Below are 25,823 nucleotides of genomic sequence, written 5' to 3'. Positions count from 1 at the left end.
CTGCGGCCGGTCTGGCAGGGCACACCCACCGGGCCGCCGCGCTAAACCAAGATTTTTACGAATCGGATATTTAAGCGAAGCGCAGAGAAGCGACAATTAAGACGTTCACAAGTGGCGAAGAGCGTACAACGCGGAGAGCCTGCGGCCGGTCTGGCAGGGCACACCCACCGGGCCGCCGCTCGAATCCATGTTCTACTTCGGACGAATCATTGGCAATTGGCAGTGGCCTCAAGCAAAAAGGCTTTATACGTGCCAGGTCACCCTGCCGTACTACCGTTATTTGACAAAGCTATCGGCGCATCAGCTAAAATTTATTGGTCTTAACAGCATGCGCGGGCGTATGGTAGAGGTCGAAGTCCAATAATTAGCTTTAAATAACCAGCTATAGATAACAGAGGGAGACGTTTATGACAGATGCAAGCAAATGCCCGGTAATGGGCGGCGTTCACAAAAAAGTCGCCGGCGAAGGCACCAAGAACAAAGACTGGTGGCCGAACCAGCTGAACCTCAACATACTGCACCAACACTCCTCCCTCTCCAACCCGATGGGCGATGAGTACAACTACGCAGAAGAATTCAAGAGCCTCGACCTCGACGCCCTGAAGCAGGACATCAAAACCCTGATGACCACATCCCAGGATTGGTGGCCGGCGGACTGGGGCCACTACGGGCCGTTCTTTATTCGCATGGCCTGGCACAGCGCCGGCACCTACCGCACCGGTGACGGCCGCGGCGGCGCATCCTCCGGCTCCCAGCGCTTTGCGCCGCTCAACAGCTGGCCCGATAACGTCAGCCTGGACAAGGCGCGGCGCCTGCTGTGGCCAATCAAGCAAAAGTATGGCAAGAAAATTTCCTGGGCCGACCTGATGGTCCTCGCCGGAAACTGTGCACTGGAATCCATGGGCCTGAAAACCTTTGGTTTTGGCGGTGGACGCGTGGACGTCTGGGAGCCGGAAGAGGATATTTACTGGGGTGAAGAGGGCACCTGGCTTGGCGACCAGCGCTACAGCGGCGATCGGGACCTGGAGAATCCGCTGGCGGCGGTGCAGATGGGGCTGATCTACGTTAACCCCGAGGGCCCCAACGGCAACCCCGACCCGCTGGCGTCGGCGAAAGACATTCGCGACACCTTCGCGCGCATGGCGATGGACGATTATGAGACTGTAGCCCTCACCGCCGGCGGCCACACCTTCGGCAAGTGCCACGGCGCCGCCGATCCGGAAAAATACGTCGGGCCCGAGCCCGAAGGTGCCTCGATTGAACAGCAGGGCCTCGGCTGGGCCAACAGCTTTGGCAGTGGCAGCGGTGGTGATACCATCAGTAGTGGGCTGGAGGGTGCCTGGACCAACAACCCCACCAAGTGGGATAACGGTTATTTCGACAACCTGCTCAACTACGATTGGGAGCTGACCAAGAGTCCGGCCGGTGCACACCAGTGGATTCCGAAAGACCCCGCGGCCCGGGTAGTGCCGGATGCGCACGACCCGACCAAGAAAAATGCTCCCATGATGACGACGGCGGACATGGCCCTGAAGATGGATCCGGCCTACGCCAAAATCTCCAAGCACTTCCACGAAAACCCGGATGAGTTTGCCGACGCCTTTGCCCGGGCGTGGTTCAAGTTAACTCACCGCGACATGGGTCCGGTGGCGCGCTATTTGGGCCCGGAAGTTCCTACGGAAGAGCTGCTTTGGCAAGACCCGGTACCGGCGTTGGATCACGACTTAATCGACGGCCAGGATATTGCTGACCTGAAAGCGAAAATTATTGACTCCGGGCTGTCGGTCTCGCAACTGGTTTCCACCGCCTGGGCGTCGGCCTCTACCTTCCGTGGCTCTGACAAGCGCGGTGGAGCCAACGGTGCACGCATTCGGCTGGCGCCGCAAAAAGACTGGGCGGTCAACAAGCCGGCGCAATTGGCGCAGGTACTCAAGACCCTGGAGCAGATCCAGGGGGAGTTCAATGCAGCCCAGTCCGGCGGTAAGAGAGTCTCACTGGCTGACCTGATTGTACTGGGTGGTTGTGCCGCTATCGAGAAGGCCGCCAGGAAGGCCGGGCATCACGTCAATGTGCCCTTTGATCCGGGCCGCACCGATGCTTCCCAGGAGCAAACGGACGTGGAGGCGTTCGCCGTGCTGGAGCCGGTGGCGGACGGGTTCCGCAACTACCAGAAAGCACAATACAGCATCACCGCGGAGAAGTTGTTGATCGACCGGGCGCAATTGCTGACCCTGACCGCTCCGGAGATGACGGTACTGATCGGTGGCATGCGCGTGCTCAATACCAATGCTGGTGATCCCAAGCACGGCGTTTTTACCGATCGACCGGAGACGCTCAGCAATGACTTCTTCGTCAATCTGCTGGATATGGGCACCACCTGGAAGCCAACGTCAGAAGCGGAAGATGTGTATGCCGGCTGCGATCGCGCCACCGGCAAGCCCAAGTGGAGTGCCACTCGCGTGGACCTTGTTTTCGGTTCCAACTCGCAGCTGCGAGGCATCGCCGAGGTCTACGCTTGTGCTGATTCCGAAGAGCGCTTTGTGCGTGATTTCGTGTCGGCCTGGAGCAAGGTGATGGAGCTGGATCGGTTTGACCTCACCAAGGCATGAGCCGTTAAAGCAGCAAGCTGCGGTGACCCGGATAAATCCGAAAAAACTGCTGCACAGTAAATGGACGGCAGTTGCGCCAAAAAACAAGGAAAAGCATTTCCTGGTCACCGAAGTGGAGTTTGATGAAGAGGGCGCGGTGGTGTCCTGCCTGATCGAAGCGGTCATGTCGAAGCGGGAGTATGCCCTGGACTGGCGGCAACTAAAGGATTCGAGCCGCTGGATCCAGGGTTGGAAGTAGTTCAGGAGGCGCTGTACTGCATGCACTATAAGGTCATCGATTTTTGGTTTGCGGAAATCAAGCCGTCCCAGCGCTGGGCAAAGGACGAGGCGTTCGACCGGTTGATTGCCAACAGGTTTGGCGAGCTGCATCGGCAGGCCAGTGACTGCGAGCTTTACCATTGGCGTGAAACAGCGCTGGGGCGTCTTGCTGAAATTATTATTTTGGATCAGTTTTCCAGGAATATGCATCGTGATACACCGAGGGCCTTTGCCTGCGATCCACTGGCGTTAGCCCTGGCGCAGGAGGCGGTGGCGGGTGGCTTCGATTCGGAATTGAACCCGGATCAAAAAAGCTTTCTTTATATGCCGTACATGCACAGTGAGTCGCGACAGATTCACGCCCAGGCAGAGCCGCTGTTTGAAAGCCTTGGCATTGAATCAACGCTTAAATTTGAGCGAAAGCACCGGGCCATTATTGAACGCTTTGGCCGTTACCCCCATCGGAACCGGATTCTCGGGCGCGTCTCCAGCGCAGAAGAAGAGGCGTTTTTGAAGTTGCCGGGCTCAGGTTTTTAGACCGGCGCTGCGTCCGTCGATGTCAGGTATGCCGCGCTGTTTTTGCGGTTGATCAAACTCTGTGCTGGCGGATATTGTTTGTTTTGCCTTGGGCGGGGCCGCTGGTGCGCTTTTGAGTGTGAAGGGATTGTTGTACGTAAGGAGTTGTGATGATTACCGGTGAGTGTTTTTGCGGAAGTATTCGATACCAGGTTGAGGGGGCGCTGCGGGACGCGCGCTCTTGTCATTGTTCCCGCTGCCGCAAGGCGTTTAGTGCCCAGGCGTCGGCCTATGCTCTGGTCGAGGCGAGTGAATTTCGCTGGTTGCAGGGCGTTGAGTTGTTAACCACTTACGCAACTCAGCCAGGTTTTGGTTTGCAGTTTTGCAGTCGCTGTGGTTCGACCTTGTGTGGTATTCATAATGGTGTTGTGCATGGTATTACCCTGGGTTGTCTGAATGAGGATCCGCAGATTGAAATTGGTTATCACATCTATGTGGGTTCCAAAGCGGCTTGGGAAGTGTTACCGGCAGGGGTGATTACATACGCCGAGGGGCGGCCATCCACACAATAAATTGCGCTTTGTTATCTTATTAATAAGTTAGTTGTCGGCGATAGTATGCATGTGAATTGGGGAGAGCGGCTTTTCTCCCCCGGCCTGGCTCCAGGGACTTGCTTTCAAGACTCGGCGTTAACCCATCCATGGGGGCTCCACGACAGCATCCATGCTGTCGAGGGTCTTGAAAGCAAGCCCCCGAAGCCATACCTGCCATATTGCCAGCTGTGAGAGGCCCAGCTTTGCTGTTATTTTGGAAGCTTTATGTCGGTAGCTGAAAATTGCGGCAATAGACTGGCCAGCAGGCCGAGTGCCGATTTTTCGATCTTTATTATTTCAATCGGGTATACTTTCTTTCTGGTTTCTATACCCGTTTATAAAATTTCAATAATTTCATTCAGGGGAGTAGCACATGGATATTACCGGTTTGCTTATTGCGTTATTGATTGGTGCGATTGCCGGATTTCTGGCGGGCCAAATTGTCAAAGGCCATGGTTTTGGAGTGCTTGGCAATATGGTGGTGGGCATCGTTGGCGCGCTGGTGTTCAGCTTTCTTTTCGGCAGTTTCAATCTGTTAAATTCACCGCTGTTGAACCAGATAGCAGGTGCAACCATTGGCGCGGTTATTTTACTGTTTGTTATTCGCGTGTTTAAAAAATTAACCTGAAAGGGTTGATTTTTACTCGATAATAACGCCGGCCTCAATTAGTTGTTCGAGGCCTCTGGCCTTGAGGTAATAGGCGTTAGAGGGAAGCGCCTAGGGCGCTGATTGCCCGCCACGTTGACGCAACAATTCCACGGCGTTCACGCCGTCTATTTGCCAGATCCCTAGCGGGTTTTCACTGGTTATCACCACTTCCCGAGATTCAATAAATCCTTCGATGACTACCGGCTTGTGGGCGTTCATGGGCCTGGAACAGCATTACTCTTAGGAGCATGAAGGAGGCGGCTTAGCCCCCGCTTTGTCTTACTCGCTGCTCTGGGGGCAGGAGACACCCCGCAAAATTTATGATTGCTTGAAATTTGGCGCGCAAAAGTACTGAGTCAACAGGTTTTCGTGATAGCCTGCCATGGAGCGGTACAATCAGTGTTGTCAGCACTCCTTTATTATCAAGGTTAATGACTCGCTAAGGATGGAGAGTATAACAATGAAAACAGTCGCGTTTGGCTACCTGGTTTTAGCTCTTTCTTTGTTCCCTGCACCTGCTATCGCTCTAGATAGCGATCTGGATTCTTTGCCCGACGAATGGGAGCTCGCAAATGGGCGCAATCCACTACAGGCCGATTACCTGCTTGCATCTGGTCGCTCCCATGCGTGCGCCATAGATGATAGGGGCGTGCACTGCTGGGGCGAAAATGGAGACGGTCAAACCGATGTTCCGGTATTGACCAACCCGGTTTTGGTCGCACCGGGTAGCCGGCATACCTGCGCTTTGGAGAACACTGGCGTTCATTGTTGGGGCTACAATAGATATGGCCAGACGGATGTCCCAGCATTAACTAATCCGGTCGCTTTGTCGACAGGTGACTACCATACCTGCGCGCTGGATGACTATGGTGTGAGTTGTTGGGGCAGAAATATTGTTGATCAAATTGATGTGCCGCCGCTGTCCGATCCGATAGCAATTTCTGCAGGTGCGAATCACACCTGCGCAATTGACAGTAATGGGGTGCAATGCTGGGGCGCCAACGGGCACGGCCAAATCGATGTTCCCTCTATTCAAGCCCCTTTGGCAATCTCAGCAGGAGCGACTCACACTTGTGCTTTGACTGATAGCGGAGTGATCTGTTGGGGTCAGTGGGATGATTTTTACTACGATGGTTATTATGATTACTACATCGCTGAGCCTATAGACGCTTCTGTGGTGCCGACATTGAGTAACCCCAGGGCCATCTCAGCGGGTACAAGCTACACCTGTGCACTGGATGACAACGGCGTACAGTGTTGGGGCGTAAATGAATTTGGCGATGGCAACGTCGATTACAATTACGGCGAACCACCGGTTTTAGTCAACCCGGCAAATATTTCTGTAGGAAAAGAGTACGTTTGTGCTCTGGATGATCGAGGGGTGTCCTGTTGGGGTGATGGCATAGATAACTCGTTGATACCGGATTTGGTGATAGACCCTGACTCTGATGCAGTAAACAATCAGGGCGGCTTAGACGCCTTCCCGCTAGACCCGGAAGAGTGGAAGGATAACGATCTTGATGGTACGGGTGATAACGCCGATACCGATGACGACAACGATGGCATTGCAGACGCAGAGGATAATTGTCCATTTGTTGCAAATAGCCAACAGTCGGACCTGAATGGCAACGGTGCCGGGCTCGGATGTGACTATGACGATGACAGTGATGGGTTGCCCGACCGATATGAAGTTTTGGTTGGACTTAACCCGAATGACCCCAGTGACCTAACATCAGATTTCGACATGGATGGTGCTAACGCGCTGGTGGAATTTGAACTTGGACTCAACCCTAAACGCAAGGATTCCGATGGAGACTCGCTACTCGATGGCTGGGAAATTAGCCAGAACCTGGATCCGCTGTTGGCAGATTATCAGGTCTCAACAGGAGGCAATCATGCTTGCGCGCTGGATGATTCCGGCGTTATTTGTTGGGGAGACAATAGCTACCGCCAGACTGACGTCCCCGCACTGAGCAATCCAATTTCGGTGTCTTCAGGTGCAACTCACTCCTGTGCGCTGGACGATAGTGGGATTGTCTGTTGGGGCGGATGGTATCGATATGTCTATTATCGTTCCGAAGTGCTGGAGGAGTACTGGTACGATGCTTCAACGTCTGTGCCACCCCTGGATAACCCCAGGGCCGTCGTGGCTGGTAGAGATTTTAGTTGTGCAATGGAGGATAGGGGAGTTACTTGCTGGGGCAACGGGGACTCGCGTCGTATCCTGAATTATTTCTATCCGCTGGCTAATCCGGTATCTATCTCGGCAGGGTATGAGCATTTCTGTGCGCTGGATGCTAATGGAGTGCGGTGTTGGGGAGATAACTCGCTCGAGCAATTGAATGTGCCTTTTTTAAGTAATCCTGTGGCGATATCAGCGAGTACTTACCGTACCTGTGCATTGGATGATAATGGGGTAACCTGTTGGGGGCTGGAAAGTTTCGGTGCAGAAGATACGCCCGCGTTGGCTGTGGCGATAGCAGCAGGAATTTCCGTCACCTGTGCAGCGGATGATTTAAGCCCCAGATGCTGGGAAAACGATAGCCAAGGCCAGCCCACTACGCAAGCTCTGGTTAGTCCGGCAGCAATTTCCGAAGGGAGTAATAACACCTGTATTTTGAGTGAATCTGGTGTGATTTGTTGGGGCCGCAGCGACTATGGAGTCAATGATGTGCCAGCTTTGCAAATAGATCCTGATGGCGACGGTTTTTCCAATCAATATGGGCTTGATCGTTTCCCAATGGACAATAGCGAGTGGATGGACACGGACAGCGACGGCGTTGGCAATAATGCGGATAGCGACGACGACAATGACGAGGTTGCCGATACTGAAGATAACTGCCCGTTCAATTCCAATGTCGATCAAAGTGATTTGGATGGAGACAACATGGGTGATGTCTGTGACGATGACATTGATGGCGATGGCTATTCCAACCAGGCCGGGTTGGATGCGTTCCCTCTGGATAGCACGGAATGGACGGATACGGACGGAGACGGCGTTGGCAATAATGCAGATTATGACGATGATAATGATGAGGTTGCTGACGCCGAGGACAACTGCCCGCTCATTCAAAACACTGATCAGTTGGATGTAGACGGCAATGGCATTGGCGACGCCTGTGAAAGTTCTAGCCGTATATCTCTATATAAATTCGATGATATAAACGGCAATGGAGTTTCCGATGTTGGTCAATTTGGGTTGCGCAAAAGTGAGTTAGGCCGGAGTGAAAAGCCACAGCTCGTGATAAAGGATCCGTCAACAGGTGAGCACTTGATTTCGTACACCTGGCAAGCCAACTGGTTGAAGGTTCAACTGGTGCAGCTCTCGGATCTAAATGGCGATGGCATCCGCGAGGTGGGTGTATTTGGTTACAACAAATATGACCACAGACCACAGTTGGCAGTAAAAGACGGATCCTCGGCTGTCAACCTGGCCACCTGGAATTGGCCCGCAAACTGGAATCGAGTCAGGTTCCTTGAGTTGGATGACCTGAACAATGACGGTTTCCGGGAGTTTGCTATTGCAGGCTTCCAGAAAAGTACTGGCAGACCTAGCGTTGTTGTGCGGGAAGGTATCGACCCGTCACTTCCGGTGACAGTCATAAACTGGCCTCTGGTTTGGAACAATATTGAATTTGTCGAGGTTCCGGATATCAATGGTGATGGTATTGCTGAAGTCGCTGTTTTTGGACAACCCAGGGGTGATGGACGTTACAGGCTAGTGATTAAGAATGTAAAAGATCCATCTGCGTCTCCGACTGTTTACGATTGGGGTGACGCCTGGAGTAGTCTCGAGTTACGTGTAATCAAGGATCTGGATGGCGACGGCATCGACGACATTGCGGTGGTTGGAGAGCGTAAAGATAATGACAGGCCGCAATTGATTGCCAATAGCGGGGCTAACCGTGGGCAAACACCGAAAAGGTTCGGCTGGCCGGCTGTACTGGAACCAATAGACTACCTCAGCCTGCCAGACCGTGACGGTGATAATCTCTGGGAAGTTGCATTGGTTGGGCGTCGCACCGATGATGATCGAACCCGTATTGTCGTTAAGAGCAGCAGTCAGGCAAAAACAATTCAGACTGTGGGCTGGAACAGTAACTGGACTGATAGGCGTGTGTTTGAATTATCTGATCACAGCGGAGACGGAAAAAACGACTTCGCCTTGCTCGGCAATCGAAAAGGCGAGGGCCAGGCTCAGCTGGTTATCATCGATAGTGCCACTAATAATCCTCTGCAACCCTACACGTGGCCGAGCATGAATGTTAGCCAGGCCTCTCTGCTGGAGATCGATGACATCAATGGCGATGGTACTAAAGAGATTGGCCTGTATTCGGTTTTAGACGACAGGGGTACGCTGGAGATTAAAAATGGCCGCAACCCCCGGGAGATATTGCGAATAGTGGAGTGGCCTTCAGCCTGGCATTGATTTCATAGCGGGAATAATCAGCAAACAAACCAGTTCAAGTGGTGAAATCAGTTCCGAGCCTGGCTTCTTTGTGCCGCTGACCACGGTCCAGGATATCGAGGATGGCCCACGCCTTGGCCAGTCGCATGGGCCGCGGTACCCTATGGATCAACCAGCACTGCGCCTTTGGGCCGCACATCCCCTTTCCTCCGGCCAAGGAAAGACTGGAGGAATTCACCGCCATACAGTTGTTTAATATCAGCGGGCCTGAGTGACGCTGGAGCGACAATGTCTTACTGCCTGTTGCGATTTCCATAAGTACACTTTGGGATTGGATTTTTTTGCTGACGAACTCCGCGCAGAGGGTTAGAGTCACAGGGATTGTATCTTCAATCCTGGGGGATAAGTGCGGGCAGATTATTCGTTGCAAACGCGGCTTGATCGTAGGGTGCCCCGACTTTATCAATGAGCTGGTCCAATGCTGGATAAGAACGTGTTGCCGGCGTCAATCGCCACCAATCGGTTTGGCCTGGGGGCCAGGCCCGGAGACATAGAGGCGGCAGCCAAAGATCCGCAGGGCTGGGTCTTGGCACAGCTGCAAACGCCCGAGTTTTCCCCCGGGCTGCCGGACCTGGAGGCGGCCTGGAAGTTGTTGGTTCAGGATCGCCAGCAACGCATGGCGGCCAGGCAGAACCGTGCAGTAATAAAGGCGCCAGTAACGGCGTCGATGGCTGCGGCACCAAAATCTGCAGCAACACCTGCATCTACAACTACATCTGCATCCACACCCACAACGACTTCAATGCCACCAGCAATCAAGGCTGCGGCGCCGGCGGCCGGGGAAGACCCACTAAAGAGCCTGCATTTTGAGTTGCTCCAGGACGGCCTGGTGCGCAGCATCGCCGCAGAGCACTCCTTTAGCTGGCGCCTGCTGGATTTCTTTTCCAATCATTTCAGTGTGTCGGCCAACGGCAAAGTGTTGCAGGTGCTGGCACCCCTGCTGGAGCGGGACGCCATTGCCCCCAATCTATTGGGCTCCTTTGAAGAGATGTTGCTGGCAGTCAGTCGGCACCCGGCAATGCTGTTGTACCTGAACAACGAGCGCTCCTTCGGGCCCGATTCGCGCCTGGGCCGTAATCGCAAGTTGGGCCTGAATGAAAATCTCGGTAGGGAAATTCTCGAGTTGCACAGCCTGGGAGTGGAGGGGGGTTATACCCAGGCCGATGTGCGTGAACTGGCCATGGCCCTGAGTGGCTGGAGCGTGGCGCGATTGAACGGGCAAGAAAAGCCCGGCTTTGTGTTTCGCGCCGGGGGGCACCAGCCCGGCGCGCGGCTGCTGCTGGGCAAGCGCTACCCCGAGGCGGGTGAGGCCCAGGCCGAGCACATGCTGCGCGACCTGGCCCGGCATCCGGCCACGGCGCGCCATGTCTCATTTAAGTTGGGCCAGTATGTGGTGAGTGACAGCCCGCCGGTGGAGTTGGTTGACGCCATGACCGCGCGCTGGCTGGCGACCGGCGGCGACTTGCGCGAAGTGGTGACGGTATTGGTGCGCAGCCAGTCTGCCTGGCAGCAGCCACAACAGAAGTTCAAAACGCCGCGGGAGTTTGTGGTTTCCTTTTGTCGCGCCTGCAAGTTTCGGCACCTGCCGCCGCGGCTGTTGCTCAACTCGCTCACCGGCATGGGTCAGCGTCCTTTTGCGGCAGGCTCCCCGGCGGGGTTCAGTGCCCTTGCCAGCGGCTGGGATGGTGCCGACGCCCTGTTGGATCGGGTGGACTGGGTTGCGCGGCTGGCCGGGCGCATCATCGGCGAGCCTGTGGCGCTGGGTGTCACGGCGCTGGGACCGCAATTGACACCACCGACCCGCCGGGCAGTAATGCGGGCTGAAAGTCGCGAGCAAGCGATGGTGTTACTGTTTATGAGCCCCGAATTCCTGCGGAGATAATTATGCAGCGCCGAGAGTTGTTGAGAATGATGGGGGCCGGGTTATTGCTCTGGCAGACACCAATGGTGCGAGCCGGACAGCCGCGGCGCCCAAAGCTGGTGTGGGTGCTGTTGCGCGGAGGCATGGATTCCCTGCACGCGGTTATCCCCGGGTTTGATGACCACCTGGTGCGCCATCGCCCGGGGCTGGTTGACAGCCAATTAATGACGCAGCGGCCGCTGGCCCGTGGCTTTGCCCTGCACCCGGCGCTGGAGGGGCTCTATGCCTGGTATCAGCGGGGGCAATTGTTGCCCATCGTCGCGGTGGCCTCGGAGCAGCGCAGCCGCTCCCATTTCAAGGCCCAGGATATTTTGGAGAGCGGGGTCTACCCGGTCGACCACGACAGTGGCTGGCTCAACCGCGCCCTGGCGGCCCACCAGGGGCAGGGCCTGGCGCTGGCCCATTCCGTACCCATCAGCCTGCGCGGTGCACCGCTTGGCACCACCTGGTACCCGTCGCAATTCCCCAATGCCGAAGACGATACCTACACCCGCTTGTTGGCCCTCTACCAGGACGAGCCCCTGTTGAGCGCGCGACTGGAGGAGGCACTGGCCACCCGTGAGCAATTGCAGGGCGCGGTAGCCAACCCCCGGCAGCGCAGCTTTGCCGACCTGGCCGCTGCTTGTGGCTCACTGATGGGCCAGCCCGACGGGCCGGACTGCGCAATGCTGGAAATGGGCGGCTGGGATACTCACAACAACCAGGCGTCGCGCCTGAGTCGTCGATTTGCCCAGTTGGACGCAGGCCTGGTGCGCCTGCGCCAGCATTTGGCGGCGAGTTGGGAGCAGACGGCGGTGATCGTGGCGACAGAATTCGGCCGTACTGTCGCTGAAAATGGCACCGGTGGCAGCGATCATGGCACCGGCACCGCCCTGCTGCTGGCCGGTGGCGCGGTGCAGGGCGGGCGCGTGTTGGGGGAGTGGCCGGGGCTCGGCCACAGCGATCTGTTCGAGGGGCGGGACCTGATGCCCACCTCCTCTATGCAGGCCTGGATAGGTGCCGTATTGGGGCAGCACTGGGGCTTGTCGGCGGCCCAGCTGCAAGAGGTGTTCCCCGGCGTGCAGCCTGCCGCCACCCGGCTGCTTCGGCCAACCCTAAATCTTAAACCAGACCAGCAATCAAGGAGACGATTATGAGTTCTGAGCCTGTGGCAAAAGGAAGCTGTCTGTGCGGTGCGGTATCCATCAGCGCAGAGTCCATGTCAGCGGACGTCGGTGTATGCCACTGCAATATGTGTAGAAAGTGGGCCGGCGGCCCACTGTTCGCCGTAGATTGTGGCGACAAAGTGGAGTTCTCGGGTAACGAGCATATCTCGGTATACGACTCATCGGAATGGGCACAGCGCGGGTTCTGTGGCAAATGTGGCACGCACCTCTTCTACCGGTTAAAACAAAATAATCTCTACATCGTTCCGGTTGGGCTGCTTGATGTGGATACCGAGCTCAATTTTGATCACCAGGTTTTTATAGATGAAAAGCCTGACTACTATGCGTTTGCCAATAGCACGAAAAATATGACCGGCGAGGAAGTGTTTGCCCAGTTTGCAAATGGACCAGAGGCCTGAAGTTAGCCGGGTTAAGTTAGCCGGGTTAAATATGAGGGCTGGAACAATGCATCGCATTGAGTGGGGACATATTATCCGGGCCGCCGCCTGTTACTTTGCCCTGATCTTCGGTGTCGGGTTCCTGCTGGGTATTGTCCGGGTCCTGTGGCTGCTGCCGCGCCTCGGCGAGCGCTGGGCGGAGTTGTTGGAGATGCCGTTTATGGCGCTGGCCATCTACTTTGCCGCCAGCTATGTGGTGCGCAAATTTTCACTGCCTGCCCGGGCCGCCGTGCGCTGGTGGGTTGGCGCACTGGCGCTGCTGTTTATGCTCACCGCTGAGTTGTTGCTGGCCGTGATTATGCAGGAACAAAGTCTCGCTGACTACGCTGCCAGCCGGGACCCGGTCTCGGGCAGTGTCTATATCGCCATGCTGCTGTTGTTTGCCGCTGCGCCACGATTGCTCGTTTTGCTGCCGAGCCATGCTGCCTCGCCATAGGGCCTGGACACACCCTGTTGTATTAACACGGCTATGGGCAACATACGCGTCATCAACTCGGCTAACACCAAGGGGTGAAAGATGTTAACAAAAGCAAATACAGGCCTGGTTGTGGTGGATGTGCAGGGCAAGCTGGCCACTATGGTTGACGACAGTGAAGCGGTCATCGCCCGCATGGCCAGCTTGATCCAAGGCGCCACGCTGCTGCAGTTGCCGCTGCTGTGGCTGGAGCAAAACCCCGCCAAGCTGGGCGCTACGGTTGCGCCATTGAGCGATGTACTGGCGCCCAACCAGCCAATCACCAAATACACCTTTGACGCTTGTGGTGCAGAAGAATTTGTTGCTGCGGCACGAGCGGCAAAGGTAGCCAATTGGTTGGTCTGCGGTATCGAAGCGCACATCTGTGTTTACCAGACCTGCCTTGGCCTGGTGCAGTTTGGGTTTAGTGTGGAGGTGGTGAGTGATTGTGTTGCCTCTCGCGCCGCAGCGAATAAAGAGTTGGCGATCCAAAAGCTGTTGTCCCAAGGGGTTGGCGTAACCAGTCTGGAAATGTGTTTGTACGAATTGGTGGGCGACTGCCGCGCGGCCGAGTTCAGGCAAATGCTGCAGCTGGTTAAATAGCGCGCCTGCAAAACGCCGAGGTTTCTGCGCGCACTAATGGGGCTTGGGCATTTGTCGTAAACCGGTGACCATAAGCCACCGCGCAATTTGGCAACTATTCTGGCGGCAGGGAGTAGTCCTTGAACTGCTCCCGCAAAGCCACTTTGTTGAGCTTGCCGGTGGCGGTGTGGGGCAGTTCAGCGACGAACTGCACGTCGGCGGGAATCCACCAGCGGGCGATACGGCCTTCCAGCCAGGCGAGCAGGTCGGCGGCGCTGACGTTCTTGCCCGCTTCCAGCACCGCAATCAACAGTGGCCGCTCGGTCCACCTGGGGTGGGGGACGCCGATCACCGCCGCTTCGCGAATTGCGGGATGGCCGACGGCGGCGTTTTCCAGGTCGATGGAACTTATCCACTCGCCCCCGGATTTGATCACGTCTTTGACCCGGTCGGTGATGTGCATGATGCCCGCCGGGCTCAGGGTGGCGATATCACCGGTTTTAAACCAGCCGTCGGTCGTGTGTGAAGTGGCGCTTTCCCGACCGAAGTAGCCGCTGCAAATCCAGGGGCCGCGCACTTGCACTTCGCCGGAGGCCTTGCCGTCCCGGGGTTGCAGGTTACCGTCGGCGGCGACGATACGCAGGTCGACGCCGAATACCGGTCGGCCCTGCAGTGCCTGCAGCTTGTCGCGCAGTGGTCCGGGTTCCGCTTCGCTGGCACTGCGTGGCGTGTTGATAGTGCCCAGCGGTGAGGTTTCGGTCATGCCCCAGGCGTGGATCACTTGCACCCCGTGCCGCTCGCGGAAATCCTCCATGATGGATACCGGACAGGCTGCGCCGCCGACGATGATGCGCTGCAGGCGGGTCAGGGTCTGGCCGCTTGCCTGCAGGTAGGCCAGCAGCGCCAGCCACACAGTAGGTACCCCGGCGGACACAGTGACCCCTTCGCTTTCGATCAACTGGTACAGGGCCTTGCCGTCACCCATACGAGCACCGGGCAGCACCAGTTTAGCGCCGACCATGGCGGCGGAGTAGGGAATGCCCCAGGCGTTGACATGGAACATGGGCACAATAGGCATGACCACATCGCGGCCGGATAGATTGAGACTGTCGGGCAGGGCGCCGGCGTAGGCGTGCAGCACAGTGGAGCGGTGACTGTAGAGTACGCCCTTGGGGTTGCCGGTGGTGCCGGAGGTGTAGCACAGGGAGCTGGCGCTGCGCTCGTCCAACTCGGGCCACGGGACGGCGGCGCTGTGCGCGCCAATAAAACTTTCGTAACTGACCAGCCCGGGGATTGAGCTGTCTGGCACGTGGGCGTCGTCGCTGAGCAGAATGATCTGCTCGACCCCGGCCAGGTTGTCGGCCAGTTTCTCCAGCAGGGGCAGGAACTGTGGATCCACAAACAGCAAACGATCCTCGGCGTGGTTGATGATGTATTGGATCTGTTCCGGGAACAGGCGCGGGTTGATGGTGTGGCACACGGCGCCGAGACCGGAAATTCCGTAGTAGAGCTCGAAATGGCGGTGGTCGTTCCAGGCCAGGGTGGCGACCCGGTCGCCGGCCAGGATGCCGGCCTGGAGCAGCGCATTGGCCAGTTGTCCCGCCCGCGCAAAGCTCTCGGCATAACTGAAGTGTTGTACGCCACCGTCGCCAGTGACGGATACCAGTTCACTGGCGGCGTGTACCTGGCTGGCAAAATCCCGGATGCTGTTGACAGTCAGTTGAGTGTCCATCATTAGGCCGTTGAGCATGTTGTCTCCTCCAAACGTAATTTATTAGGTGGCTAAAGATTAGCGCAGCAAAAAATTCAACAGGGATTTTACCCGCGCGCCGTAGGGTGGCTTGATCAATTCGGCGCTGTTAAAACGCCCTTTCTGCAGCACCCCTTTTTTATGGGAAAAGGTTTCAAAGCCCTCGCGGCCGTGGTAGCTGCCCATGCCGCTGGCGCCGATTCCGCCGAACGGCAAGTCGTCCACTGCCACGTGCATCAGCGCTTCGTTGATGCAGGCGTTGCCGGACACGGTGCCCTGCAACACCTGGTCGATACGCTGGCGGTCGCGGTCAAAATAGTAGAGCGCCAGCGGTCGCTCGCGCTGGTTGATATAGTCCAGCGCGGCATCCATATGGGTGTAGGTTTGCAGCGGCAGTATGGCGCCGAAGATTTCCTCCTGCATCAACTGCATGGAATCATTTACATCCAGCACCAGGGTCAGCGGCATGCGGTACGGTGGCTGTTCGGCACTCACCGAACCCAGCTCGACCAGGCGTGCCCCCTTGGCGCGGGCGTCTTGCAAATAACCTTGCAAACGCTGGTAGTGCTGCTGGTTGATGATGGAACCATAGTCGGGGTTGTGGTCGATAGTTGCGAAGCAGCGGTCAAATTCGCGGCGCAAGTGCTGCACCAACTGATCCACCTGGGATTCGTGCACCAGTAGGTAATCCGGGGCCACACAGGTCTGGCCACTGTTCATGGTCTTGGTGTGAATGATGCGGCTGGCAAATTGTTGCAGGGGATAGTCCGGGTGCACCAGTGCCGGCGACTTGCCCCCCAATTCCAGCGTTACCGGAGTGAGATTGTTGGCGGCGGCCGCCATAATCAGTCGCCCCAGTTGGGTGGAACCGGTAAACAGCAGGTGATCAAACGGCAATGCCGCAAACGCCTTGCCGGTGTCCGCGTCGCCGCTGCAGACTTGCACCAACTCCGGCGCAAAAATATCGCCCAGCAGTTGTTGCAGGCAGGCGGCGGTGGCCGGGGAAATTTCCGAGGGTTTCAGCATCACCCGGTTGCCGGCGGCGAGGGCTGCAATCAGCGGCCCGATGGCGAGAAAGAAGGGGTAGTTCCAGGGCGATATAATTCCCACCACCCCCTTGGGTTGATAGACGACTCGCGCCCGGGCCGGCCAGTGCAGCAGGCTCACGTGGCGCCGCTGCGGTCGCAGCCACTGGCGCAGGTGTTTGCGGGCATAGGCAATGGCCGCCAGCGAGGTGTATATCTCGGCCAGCTGGATTTCCTCCCGGGAGCGGCTGCCAAAATCCGCAACGATGGCGTTGGTGATGGTTTCCACGTTGCTCTTGATGCCGCGTTCCAGCAGCGCCAGGCGTTGCAGCCGCGTGTGATAATCCACGGTCGGCTGCTGCCGGGTGAGCTGGCGCTGGGCCTCGAAGACGCGCTGCATCTGGCTGTTTTCCAGGTGATTAGACGCATGATTGCGGGCGATGCTGGACATGGTTTTACCTTACCTCAATGGGTGGCAGAAAGCGTGCCAGGGTGTCCGGGTTGCGCGCTATGGCCGGTGGCAGATAGATGCGGTAATTGATACGGAAAATACCCGCCTCTGGCGACGGCAGCCAGTTGCCTTGCTTGCCCGCCGGTGGTGTCGATTGAATATAGATGTCCAGCGAACCGTCGGGGTTGTACTGCAGGTTCTCGCTGCGGCTGCCGATGGCGTAGCGCGCAATCGGGTTGGGCACCAGTTGGAAGTTGCGCCCGTACATGGTCAGAGACCAGAAGCCGTTATTGACCAGCGGCGGGATTTCATCCTTGTCGAAGTGCAGCACGTAGCGCTTGGCGCCATCGAGGAATTTACCGTCGCCACTTTCATAGGTACTAAAATACACCGCCTCCTCGCGATCGTGAACGAACAGGCCTTCCAGGGCGCCAGCAGCGCGGTCGAAATAGTCGAAGCCGTAGTCGCCGGGGCGCAGGTTATTCCAGCGCGTCGGGTAGGGGGTGCCACGGTACTTGACCTTCCACTTCATGATATCGCGGCCGTCGGCAAGGGCGCGCAGCAGGCCTTTGCGAGTCGCAGCACTGAGTCTATCGACCGCCATGGGCTGGCCGGGCTCGATGCCAATCAGTTTAAAGCTGTTGACCATGGCGGCGTGCTCTGGTGCCGGCGGATAGGTGTTGAGCAGGTCCGCCAGTTGTTGATACCACGCCAGTTCGCCGCTGTAGGTTTTGGCGGGCGGAATGTTGTCCGGCATGGCCGCGACCCCCATTTTGCCCTGCTTAAAGTTGCTCAAGGAGGTGACGTTGATCTGTTTTTGCAGCGCGTGTACCTGCTCCAGGTCGGCCGGGTTTTCCGGGGTGACGGCGATGCGCACAGCTAAAATGATGGTGTCGTAATCCATAGGGTGAGGAGTGACCCCGGCCGGTAATTCACCTTGCCAGTTCTTGGAGAAAAAAGCGTGGTGACCGCCCTTGCCGCCGGTGGCCCGGGTGCCGATGTAAAACTGGTTTTCCAGGTAGGGGTTCGCCACCTGTACCGACCAGTAGCGATCGCTGATGTCGGGCAGCGACAGAATCATGGGTTCGTCGCTGGCCTGTAGCAGGATACCGCTGTAGACCGTGTCATTATTGGGGGTGTAGGGCATGACATCGGCGGCAGTGGCGAGACTGAACTTGTGCCCCACCTGGTTGATCACGGCGCAGGGGCACTTGTGCTTGATGCGCTCGATTTTATCCACGTCGCTGCGCAGGCGATACTCCCGCTCAAATATGGACAGGGGCAGGCCGAATACATAGGCTTGCACGCCGAGGGAGTAGGCCCAGTTTTCTGCAGCGATGGCGTCCTCGCGGGCTTCCTGTTGCCGGTTGTCGATGGCGGCTGGCGCTGCAAGCCCGTGAGTGCCAATAAACAATAGCAGGCACAGTGCTATGAGGTGTGGCAAAGGCTGTTTTGGAGTCATAAGGTTTCTCTCTTATGGTTAGGCTCAAAAGTAGGGTTAGGGTCAAAAGTGGGCGTTCAGCTCGATACCGTAGGTGCGCGGCTCGCCCACCACGCAGCGAGTCATGGCGTTGCCGCTGACCGGATCTTGCAAGTTCAGGGTTGTTGCCAGCGGCTGGTAGAACGTAGCCTGGCAGTAGCCTTCGTCGCTCAGGTTGCGACCGTAGAGGGTGATGTCCCAGCGGCCACTGGCGGCGACCAGCCCCAGCCGTGCATTCAATTGGCCGACCGCGTCTTCCAGCTGTGCCGGGTTGTTATCGGTCTGGCCGTTAACACTTTGCTCGTCCACGTACTGGTACTCGCCGCGTACGAACCACTCCAGGTCAGGGTTGAGCTCGGCGCGCCACTCCAGCGCCAGTGAGGCCTGGTAGTCCGGCGAGAAATTGTTGGAGGCACCCTTGAGGTCCTGGCTGACGGTCTGGTCAAAGCCGGGCAGGTTGGTGCCGCCGGGGTAATCAAGGAACTCGGAATCAAGCAGGCTGAGGCCGGCTATGGCTTTCAGGTTGTCGGTGAGCTGGGCGTTGATGTCCACTTCCAGGCCTTGCTGGCGCAATTCGCCGGCGTTGACCACCACAAAACTGAGGCCGTTGAAGAGGCGGTCCTGGAAGTTGTCAATATCGGTGCGGAAGAGGGTGGCATTGACGGTCATGCGGTCAAACAGGGTGGATTTGAGCCCCAGTTCGTAGCTCAGCACTTCTTCGGAATCGAATACCCGCTGCTCGCCCAGTACCACCGCTGTACCATCACTGTTGAAGCCGCCAGCCTTGTAACCGCTGGAGGCGGTAAAGAAGAACATCAGGTCATCGCTGGGGGTGTAGCGCAGATTGGCCATCCAGGTGACCTGGGAGTCCGCAAACTTCAGGTCGGCGCTTTCGTTAACCCGCAGGTTGAGACCGGCGGGACCCGCCAGCGGGTTGTTGATGGTCTGGGCGAAACGGCCATCCTTGTCGTCATCGGTCCAGCGCAGGCCCAGGGTTGCCGACAGGGACTCGGAGATATCGTAGGTGCCCTGGGCGAATAGTGCCAGGCTGCTGACCTCCTGCTCGAAATTGCTGCTGACTGCGCCCACCTGGGCGCCAGCGTTGCAAAATGCCGCGGTACCGCCTGCCATGGCCGCCGCCGCAGCCGGGCTGCTGCCCTGGCCGATGCTGCGCAGGTAGACATTGTTGTAGATAGCGGTGGAGCAGAAGTCGGTACCAAAATTCAGGTCCTGGTTGAGGCTGTACTCCTCCTGGTAATAGTAGACCCCGGCGACATACTGGAAAGCGCCATCGAGATTGGAGAGCAGCTGCAATTCCTGGGAAAAGGTCTGTGCCCCGAAGCGGGTGTCACGGGGCAGCAGGTCGGCGGGCAGGCGCACCGAATCGTCATAAGTGCTGTTATCCCAGTCGCGATAGGAAGTGATGGAGCGCCAGGAATGGTCGCCCAGCTCGCCTTCGATATCCAGCGACAGCCCCCACTGCTCATCTTCTGCGGCGTCGGTTTGTTTCTGGTTGACGCGCAGGTCGTAGGCATCGTTGACGTAGGGCAGCGGACCGTCGCCGCTGCCATCACTGATATCCGGATCCAGCAGGGCACCAATACGGGCGAGGTAGATCGGCAGAACCGAATCCGGTACCACGTCGATCAGGGTGCCGTTGTTGGTGAACTTTTTCCAGTCCGCGCGCAGTGTGGCTTCGGTGTTGTTGCCCAGCTCAAAATTCAGTGAGCCGCGGATGCCAGCGTCGTCCATCTCGCCGATTTCCGCGCCATCGTAGTCACTGTGGCCGAAGCCACCGCGCTCGGAATACTGCAGCGCCAGGCGACCGGCGACACTGTCAGAGAGGCTGCCATTAAAGGTAGCGGCGGTGGACCAGGTGTCGTAGTTGCCTACGGACAGGGACAGATCGGTGGTGGTTTCGTGCTCAGGCTTTCGGGTGCGAATGTTGAGTGCGCCCATGGAGGCGTTGCGCCCGAACAATGTGCCCTGGGGGCCGCGCAGGACTTCAATCGCTTCGATGTCTTGCAGCTTGCCTACTACTGAGCCGGGCCGCGGGTAGTACACCCCGTCGATAAACACCGCCACGCTGGGCTCGATGGCGCTGTTGCCAACCGAGCCCACGCCGCGAATGGCAATGCGGGCATTATTGACCTGGCCGGATTTGCTCAGGCTCAGGTTGGGGGCGTAGCCACTCAGTTGTTGCAAGTCGGTAGTGCCGGAATCCTTGAGGGCAGCGCCGGAAAAAGCGCTGATGGAAATGGGCACGTCCTGGATATTCTCGGCGCGCTTGGTGGCCGTGACCACCACTTCCTCGAGAACCGGGGCGGCGCTGGCGCTGAGGCCGACGCCGAGGGCGCCGAGGGTGGTGATGATGTCTCTGGTGAGGCGGGTTGTTTTCATAATAGTATCCTCTCAAACTTATTTAATCAGGCTGTTGAAGCCGCTGCTAGTAATTGCTCCAGGGTGCTGATATTAGCCCCGTCAGCTTTTGGCTTCTGGTTGTCGGGCGCCGAAAGCTGGGCTTTTGGCGCCAATCATCTGTGCTCCTCGCGCTTCTAATCGCCCGCTACCGCCGCGCCCAGAGTGTGCGAGGCCTCCTCAATATAGCGGCCCAGGTCCGCTAGCTCAGGGAGGTCTGTGGTTGCCACCATCCCTGCGTACAGCGTGCCGGCGTAACTGAACAGGGTGATATTGAGGCAGTTGCCAGCCGCAAGGGTGCTGACCGGGTACATGTGCTGCAATTCGGCGCTGCCTAGGAAGAGCGTGTTATGGGGCCCCGGCACGTTGGATACCAGGGTATGTCCCAGCGGCGGCAGGTGCTTGCTGAGGTGCAGGTTTTCCACCACCTGGGCGCACAAGTTGGCGACCAGCGAGTGGGTAGTGATGGCCCCAGCCGGCACCTGGTCGAGCTGGCGCCGCAGGTTGCGCAGGGAGTAGCCGATATCCTGCAGCCGGCGATAGGGGTCCTGCTCGGCGCTGCCCAGCTCCACCAGCACCATGGCGATCTTATTGCCGCTGGAGGTGTCGTCGCTGGCGCGCAGGCTGACGGGCATCTGGACGGTCAGGGGCTGGTCAAAATCAGTGCCCAGCTGCTTGAGGTAGCGGTGCAGGGCAATATCCACACAGGTCAGCGCCACATGGTTGAGGGTGCTGCGGGTGGCGGCGCGAATGTCGTTGATGCGCGCCATTGGCATGGCTGCGGTGACCAGCTGGCGCCCGGCGCTGACCTGGCCGGTAAGTGGCGGCATTTGCGCTGCGGCAAAGGGCACGCAGATGGCCTGTTGGGTGAGCCCGGCTTTTTCAAGGCCCCACTGCAGGCCGATTTTACTGAGTCCGGTTGCGGTGTGGAGTGCCTGGCGCACGCGGCCGAGGGGGCGCGCGAGCTGCTGCCGCTTGTTCAGTTTATCCGGTTTGCTCCCCCCGGCCACTGCACTGGTGGTTGCACTTCCCAGGTTGGCGCTGCTCCACAGGGGCGGGGGCAGCCGGCTCGAGCGCTCAGGGCCCAGGCTTTGGCTCAGCCAGCGGGTAATGGTGACGCCGTCGGCGTAGGCGTGGTGGACGCGGCAATAGATGGCGAAGCCGCGCTCGGCCAGACCGTCGATGATGTGGTATTCCCACAGCGGCCGGTCGCGCTCCAGTCGCGGGGTGTGCAGGTCTGCAACCTGTTGCAAGAGTTGTTCATGGGTCAGCGGAGTCGCCGGCGCCGGGTGATAAAACAGGTGTTGCTGCAGTGCGAAGTTCGGAGTCTCTTGCCAGCGCAGGCCGCCACCCAGGTTCAGTATTGGAATCAGATTGAACGGTTCGGCTGGCCGGTCATAGACTCGATAGGCCTGGTAGAGGGCGCTGGCGCACAGGCTCGCTTTTTTTAGTCCGGGTTTGAAGATCAGCAGGCCGCCCACATGCTTGGGGTTATCCCGGGTTTCGCTGGCCAGAAAGCCGGCATCGAGCAGCGCAATCCTGGCGTTATGGCTCATGGGGTGGCGCCTTCTGCAGCGGCTTGCCGCGGGAGCAACTTTTCGATCAGCGCACAGCACTGGGGGAAATCCATATACACCGGCACCGGGTGCAGGTAGTGGGATTCCTTGAGGGCATCCCGGGCCAGCTGGGGGATGTCTTCGCGGCGCAGTGGTTGCAGGGTCGAAGGTAACTCGAGTTCACCGAGCAGTTGGCGGACCGCAGTGGTGAAAGAGGTTGCGGATGATGAGCCCGTATTTTGCTGCGCAGTACTTCGGTTTTCCGTCCCATTGGGCTTGACTCGACCATAACCCGCTGTGGCCGCCGCGGCCAGTGCTTGCAGGCGCGGTTGGCAGGCGTGGCGGCAATGCTCCAGCACCAAGGGCAGTATCAGCGCGTTGGCGAGACCGTGGGGCACGTGGTAGCGGGCACCGAGCTGGTGCGAGATGCCGTGCACATAGCCGAGTCCGGCCTTGCTGAAGGCCAGGCCGGCGTAGCAGGAGGCGATGGCCATGGCCTCCCGCGCCTGCAGGTCGCTGCCGTCGCGGTAGGCCCGCGGCAGGTTGGCGAAAATCAGCCGCACCGCCATGAGTGCCAGTCGATCGGTGGCCGCACTGGCGTTGCGCGACAGGTAGGCTTCCACTGCGTGGGTCAGGGCGTCGATGCCGGTGGCGGCGGTGATGCTGGCGGGCAGCCCCTGCATGAGCAGCGGGTCCAGGGCCACGGCGATGGGCAGCAGTTTGGGGTCCACCACCACTTGCTTTTGCCTGGTGCGGCAATCACTCATGACTGCGGCAATGGTCACTTCCGAGCCGGTGCCGGCAGTGGTAGGTACCAGGTAGAGGGGCAGGCCGGAGCGGCGAATTTTCAGCACGCCGACGGCCTGTTGCAGGCTTTGCCGGCCCCGGCCGAGGCTGGCAATCAGCTTGGCCGCATCCAGTGATGAGCCGCCGCCAAAACCGATCACTGCGTCGCAACCGCTCCGTTGCAACACATCGATACCGGCCTGGATAACCCGGTCCAGCGGATCCGGGGTAATGTCGCTAAACAGTGTCACCTCAATGCCCTGACGCTGCAGCTCTGCGCGCAGTGGCTGCGCCAGGCCCAGGCGCAGGATGTCCGCATCGGTGACCAGTAACACCTTGCGGCTGTCGGCCGCGGCGATAAATTGCGCCAGCTGCAAGACCGAATCCCGACCACAGTAGAGCAGTGGTGCAGGTTGCGGGACCAGCCGGGTGACCAGTTTCAGGCCCAGGGCGATGGTCTTGTAGAGGGGCACCTTGAGGGCGAATAGTAAATTGTTGGAGTGGGGCGACATCGTGTCTTCTCTCTCTGCAGGTTTAGGGGGTAACCAGGTTGAAGCGACCGTCGGGCCGATCCAGCAAGCCGAAAAAGGTGACCAGGACGAGGGGGTTGCCGTCTACCTGCAACTCATCGGACAGCAACAATTCGCGTATGCCGGCGCTACCGGTGATCATGCGGTTAAACAGCGGGCGGGTGAGGCGCAGGCTGACGTCGCTCTCGGGTGGTGGCGCCGGCGCCGGATCCAGTTGCCGGTAGTGCAGTACTGAGTTGCTCACCTGTAGCGCGAAGCGCTGCTTGCTGTCGCTAAAGTCGAGCAGCAAAGACAGTTTTTTATCCTCGGCGGCAGGGCCGTTGAGACGTACTGCGAGGGCGGCAAAAATATCTTCGAGCTCGGTGTTGGCCATGATCTTCTGCAAGGCGGCGCTATCCACGCCCTGCCGGGGTGGGCCAAAGCGCAGCTCGGCGGCAGCACTGAGGTAGAAATTGCGCCAGGGCCCCGACTCGGCCTGGTAGCCCAGCTGGTCGTAGCTGCGAGCCAGCCACTCGCGCGCGGCGCTGTGCTCGGGGTTGGCAAACACCAGGTGGTTGAGTAGCTCAGCGGCCCAGCGGTATTCGCCGTCCCTGTAGGCCTCCTGGCCGGTGGCCAGCAGCGCCGCTTCGCCGCCCGCCAGTTGCACGTATTTGCGCGCCGCTGACACCGGAGGCAAGGGGTTGAGGTGGGCGGGGTTGGCGTCGAACCAGCCCATATACTGCTGGTAAACCGCCTTGGCGTTATGGCTCAGGGAACCGTAGTAACCGCGATTGGCCCAGCTGCTGGCCAGGGTCTTCGGCAGCTGCAGTTGTTCGGCAATCTCGGCCCCGGTCAGGCCCTGGTTTAGCAGGCGCACGGATTGGTCGTGGATGTAGCGATACAAGTCGCGCTGCAGTTCCAGGAACTCGCGGATTTCAGCCCTGCCCCACACCGGCCAGTGATGGCCGTTGACCAGCACCTCCGCCGACGCGAACAGGTTGATGGCGCTATCAATGCACTGGCTCCACTTGACCGCATCGCGAATACTGGCGCCGCGCAGGGAGTAGAGATTGTGCATATTCTGCGACACCAGTTCGGCCCCCATGGCCACTTTCAGTTGCGGCAGGTAGAAGATGAACTCGGCGGGTGCCTCGCTGCCGGACACCATCTGGAACACAAATTCAACCCCGTCGATGGTCAGCCGGGTACCGCTGCTGTCGACCGTTTGGGTGGGCGCCAATATACCCAGCGAGCCGAGAGCCGGAGTCTTGCCCAGTCCGCTGCCCACCTGGGCCTGGGCCGAGCGTGGCAGGTTGAGGCCGTACATCAGCGCCGAGCGTCGGGCCATGGCGATGCCCGCCATGACGTTCTCACGGGTGGCTTCGGCCATAAAGCCGGCCGGAGCGACGACTTCGATACCTTCTGCGGCCACCTGCGCGGCGTCGGTGATACCCAGCGCGCCGCCGAAATGATCCATGTGGGAGTGGGTAAAAATGATGGCGCGGATGGGCTGCTCTCCCAGCTGCTGGCGGGCAAACGCCAGCGCCGCGGCTGCAGTCTCCGCCGAAGTGAGGGTGTCGACGATGATCCAGCCGCTGTCCCCCTCGATAATGGTCATATTGGCCAGGTCAAAGCCGCGCAGTTGGTAAACGCGATCAGTCACTTTAAACAGGCCGTGAATGTTGTTGAGTTTTTCCTGCCGCCAGAGGCTAGGGTTGACGCTGGCGGGGGCCTCTCCGTCGATAAAGTCGTAGGCGCTTATGTCCCAGATTACCCGGCCATCGGCCGCGTGCACCTGCTCTGGTGGCGGGGTGGCGAGCAGGCCGCGGCGAGCATCGACAGCTTCGTCGGCGTGGTCTGGGGGCAGGGCGCTGCCGGCCCGCTGGTTGCTGGCGATGGTGTGCGCCGAGGGCGGGCTGAAGCCAAATTGGTCAGCTGTGGTCGGTAGCTGGCTCTGGCCGCAGGCGACGAGGAGCGTAATGGTCAGTGTGCCCAGCAGTCTGGTGATGTTATTCATGGTGAAGCCCTTGTAGTATCTCCAGCTTGCAACCATAGCGAGCGGGGGGGCAGGGCGTCCGGTCTGATTCCGCCTGACTGTGGTCTGGAGGCGCCAGCGGCAGTCTTCTGCGGGTCAACTTTTCTGTTACCATGAGCTCCCAAAAGACGAGTGTTTTGCATCCAAGCGCCAGTAACAG

Annotated in this window: 19 protein-coding genes; 12 read left to right on the top strand and 7 right to left on the bottom strand. The window is 58.6% G+C overall.

Annotation, left to right across the window (positions count from 1 at the left end):
• Window positions 1–407: 407 nt before the first annotated feature.
• The 12 genes from katG to G8764_RS07535 all read left to right on the top strand — a co-directional run bounded on the left by katG (window position 408) and on the right by G8764_RS07535 (window position 13,674).
• On the top strand, window positions 408–2,609 hold the full coding sequence (gene katG, locus G8764_RS07590) for a catalase/peroxidase HPI (RefSeq protein ID WP_166163757.1): 2,202 nt from the start codon (window positions 408–410) through the stop codon (window positions 2,607–2,609).
• Entirely contained in the window at window positions 2,590–2,847 is a 258-nt protein-coding gene (locus G8764_RS07585; RefSeq protein ID WP_207951745.1) for a TIGR02450 family Trp-rich protein, read from the top strand. The genes katG and G8764_RS07585 overlap by 20 nt, the downstream gene beginning before the upstream one ends.
• On the top strand, window positions 2,838–3,404 hold the full coding sequence (locus tag G8764_RS07580) for a DUF924 family protein (protein ID WP_341806328.1): 567 nt from the start codon (window positions 2,838–2,840) through the stop codon (window positions 3,402–3,404). Before G8764_RS07585 ends, G8764_RS07580 begins: the two co-directional genes overlap by 10 nt.
• Before the next feature lie 149 nt (window positions 3,405–3,553).
• Complete coding sequence (locus G8764_RS07575) at window positions 3,554–3,955, top strand: GFA family protein (RefSeq protein WP_166163755.1); 402 nt, start codon at window positions 3,554–3,556, stop codon at window positions 3,953–3,955.
• A gap of 394 nt (window positions 3,956–4,349) precedes the next feature.
• Window positions 4,350–4,604: a GlsB/YeaQ/YmgE family stress response membrane protein gene (locus G8764_RS07570; RefSeq protein WP_166163753.1), complete on the top strand. Its 255-nt coding sequence runs from the start codon at window positions 4,350–4,352 to the stop codon at window positions 4,602–4,604.
• A 481-nt stretch (window positions 4,605–5,085) separates the two neighbouring features.
• Window positions 5,086–9,054: an RCC1 domain-containing protein gene (locus G8764_RS07565; protein WP_166163751.1), complete on the top strand. Its 3,969-nt coding sequence runs from the start codon at window positions 5,086–5,088 to the stop codon at window positions 9,052–9,054.
• A gap of 101 nt (window positions 9,055–9,155) precedes the next feature.
• A complete protein-coding gene (locus G8764_RS07560; protein ID WP_166163748.1) occupies window positions 9,156–9,308 on the top strand; it encodes a hypothetical protein in 153 nt (50 codons plus the stop codon).
• 203 nt (window positions 9,309–9,511) lie between these two features.
• Window positions 9,512–10,975, top strand: coding sequence for a DUF1800 domain-containing protein (locus tag G8764_RS07555; RefSeq protein WP_166163746.1), 1,464 nt, complete (start codon window positions 9,512–9,514; stop codon window positions 10,973–10,975).
• Window positions 10,976–10,977: 2 nt separating this feature from the next.
• Window positions 10,978–12,150: a DUF1501 domain-containing protein gene (locus G8764_RS07550; RefSeq protein WP_166163744.1), complete on the top strand. Its 1,173-nt coding sequence runs from the start codon at window positions 10,978–10,980 to the stop codon at window positions 12,148–12,150.
• A complete protein-coding gene (locus tag G8764_RS07545; protein WP_166163741.1) occupies window positions 12,147–12,578 on the top strand; it encodes a GFA family protein in 432 nt (143 codons plus the stop codon). The genes G8764_RS07550 and G8764_RS07545 overlap by 4 nt, the downstream gene beginning before the upstream one ends.
• A gap of 46 nt (window positions 12,579–12,624) precedes the next feature.
• A complete protein-coding gene (locus G8764_RS07540) occupies window positions 12,625–13,053 on the top strand; it encodes a hypothetical protein (RefSeq protein ID WP_166163739.1) in 429 nt (142 codons plus the stop codon).
• 81 nt (window positions 13,054–13,134) lie between these two features.
• Complete coding sequence (locus G8764_RS07535) at window positions 13,135–13,674, top strand: isochorismatase family protein (RefSeq protein ID WP_166163737.1); 540 nt, start codon at window positions 13,135–13,137, stop codon at window positions 13,672–13,674.
• Window positions 13,675–13,768: 94 nt separating this feature from the next.
• On the opposite strand, the gene G8764_RS07530 is transcribed toward G8764_RS07535, so the two are convergent.
• The 7 genes from G8764_RS07530 to G8764_RS07500 all read right to left on the bottom strand — a co-directional run bounded on the left by G8764_RS07530 (window position 13,769) and on the right by G8764_RS07500 (window position 25,645).
• A complete protein-coding gene (locus G8764_RS07530; protein WP_166163735.1) occupies window positions 13,769–15,403 on the bottom strand; it encodes a long-chain-fatty-acid--CoA ligase in 1,635 nt (544 codons plus the stop codon).
• 39 nt (window positions 15,404–15,442) lie between these two features.
• The gene (locus G8764_RS07525; RefSeq protein WP_166163732.1) at window positions 15,443–16,879 is read right to left on the bottom strand and encodes a coniferyl aldehyde dehydrogenase; all 1,437 of its coding nucleotides are present in this window, start codon (window positions 16,877–16,879) and stop codon (window positions 15,443–15,445) included.
• Between the two features lie 4 nt (window positions 16,880–16,883).
• Window positions 16,884–18,341: a DUF1254 domain-containing protein gene (locus G8764_RS07520; protein WP_166163730.1), complete on the bottom strand. Its 1,458-nt coding sequence runs from the start codon at window positions 18,339–18,341 to the stop codon at window positions 16,884–16,886.
• Window positions 18,342–18,383: 42 nt separating this feature from the next.
• On the bottom strand, window positions 18,384–20,759 hold the full coding sequence (locus G8764_RS07515; RefSeq protein ID WP_166163727.1) for a TonB-dependent receptor: 2,376 nt from the start codon (window positions 20,757–20,759) through the stop codon (window positions 18,384–18,386).
• Between the two features lie 155 nt (window positions 20,760–20,914).
• Complete coding sequence (locus G8764_RS07510) at window positions 20,915–22,333, bottom strand: wax ester/triacylglycerol synthase domain-containing protein (protein WP_166163725.1); 1,419 nt, start codon at window positions 22,331–22,333, stop codon at window positions 20,915–20,917.
• Window positions 22,330–23,631: an iron-containing alcohol dehydrogenase gene (locus G8764_RS07505; RefSeq protein WP_166163723.1), complete on the bottom strand. Its 1,302-nt coding sequence runs from the start codon at window positions 23,629–23,631 to the stop codon at window positions 22,330–22,332. Before G8764_RS07505 ends, G8764_RS07510 begins: the two co-directional genes overlap by 4 nt.
• A gap of 22 nt (window positions 23,632–23,653) precedes the next feature.
• A complete protein-coding gene (locus tag G8764_RS07500) occupies window positions 23,654–25,645 on the bottom strand; it encodes an alkyl/aryl-sulfatase (RefSeq protein WP_166163721.1) in 1,992 nt (663 codons plus the stop codon).
• Window positions 25,646–25,823 lie beyond the last annotated feature (178 nt).

This window comes from Pseudomaricurvus alcaniphilus (assembly GCF_011440395.1).
In the GTDB taxonomy this organism is placed as follows: Bacteria; Pseudomonadota; Gammaproteobacteria; order Pseudomonadales; family Cellvibrionaceae; genus Pseudomaricurvus; species Pseudomaricurvus alcaniphilus.
This window is presented reverse-complemented; position numbering and strand designations above follow the sequence as displayed.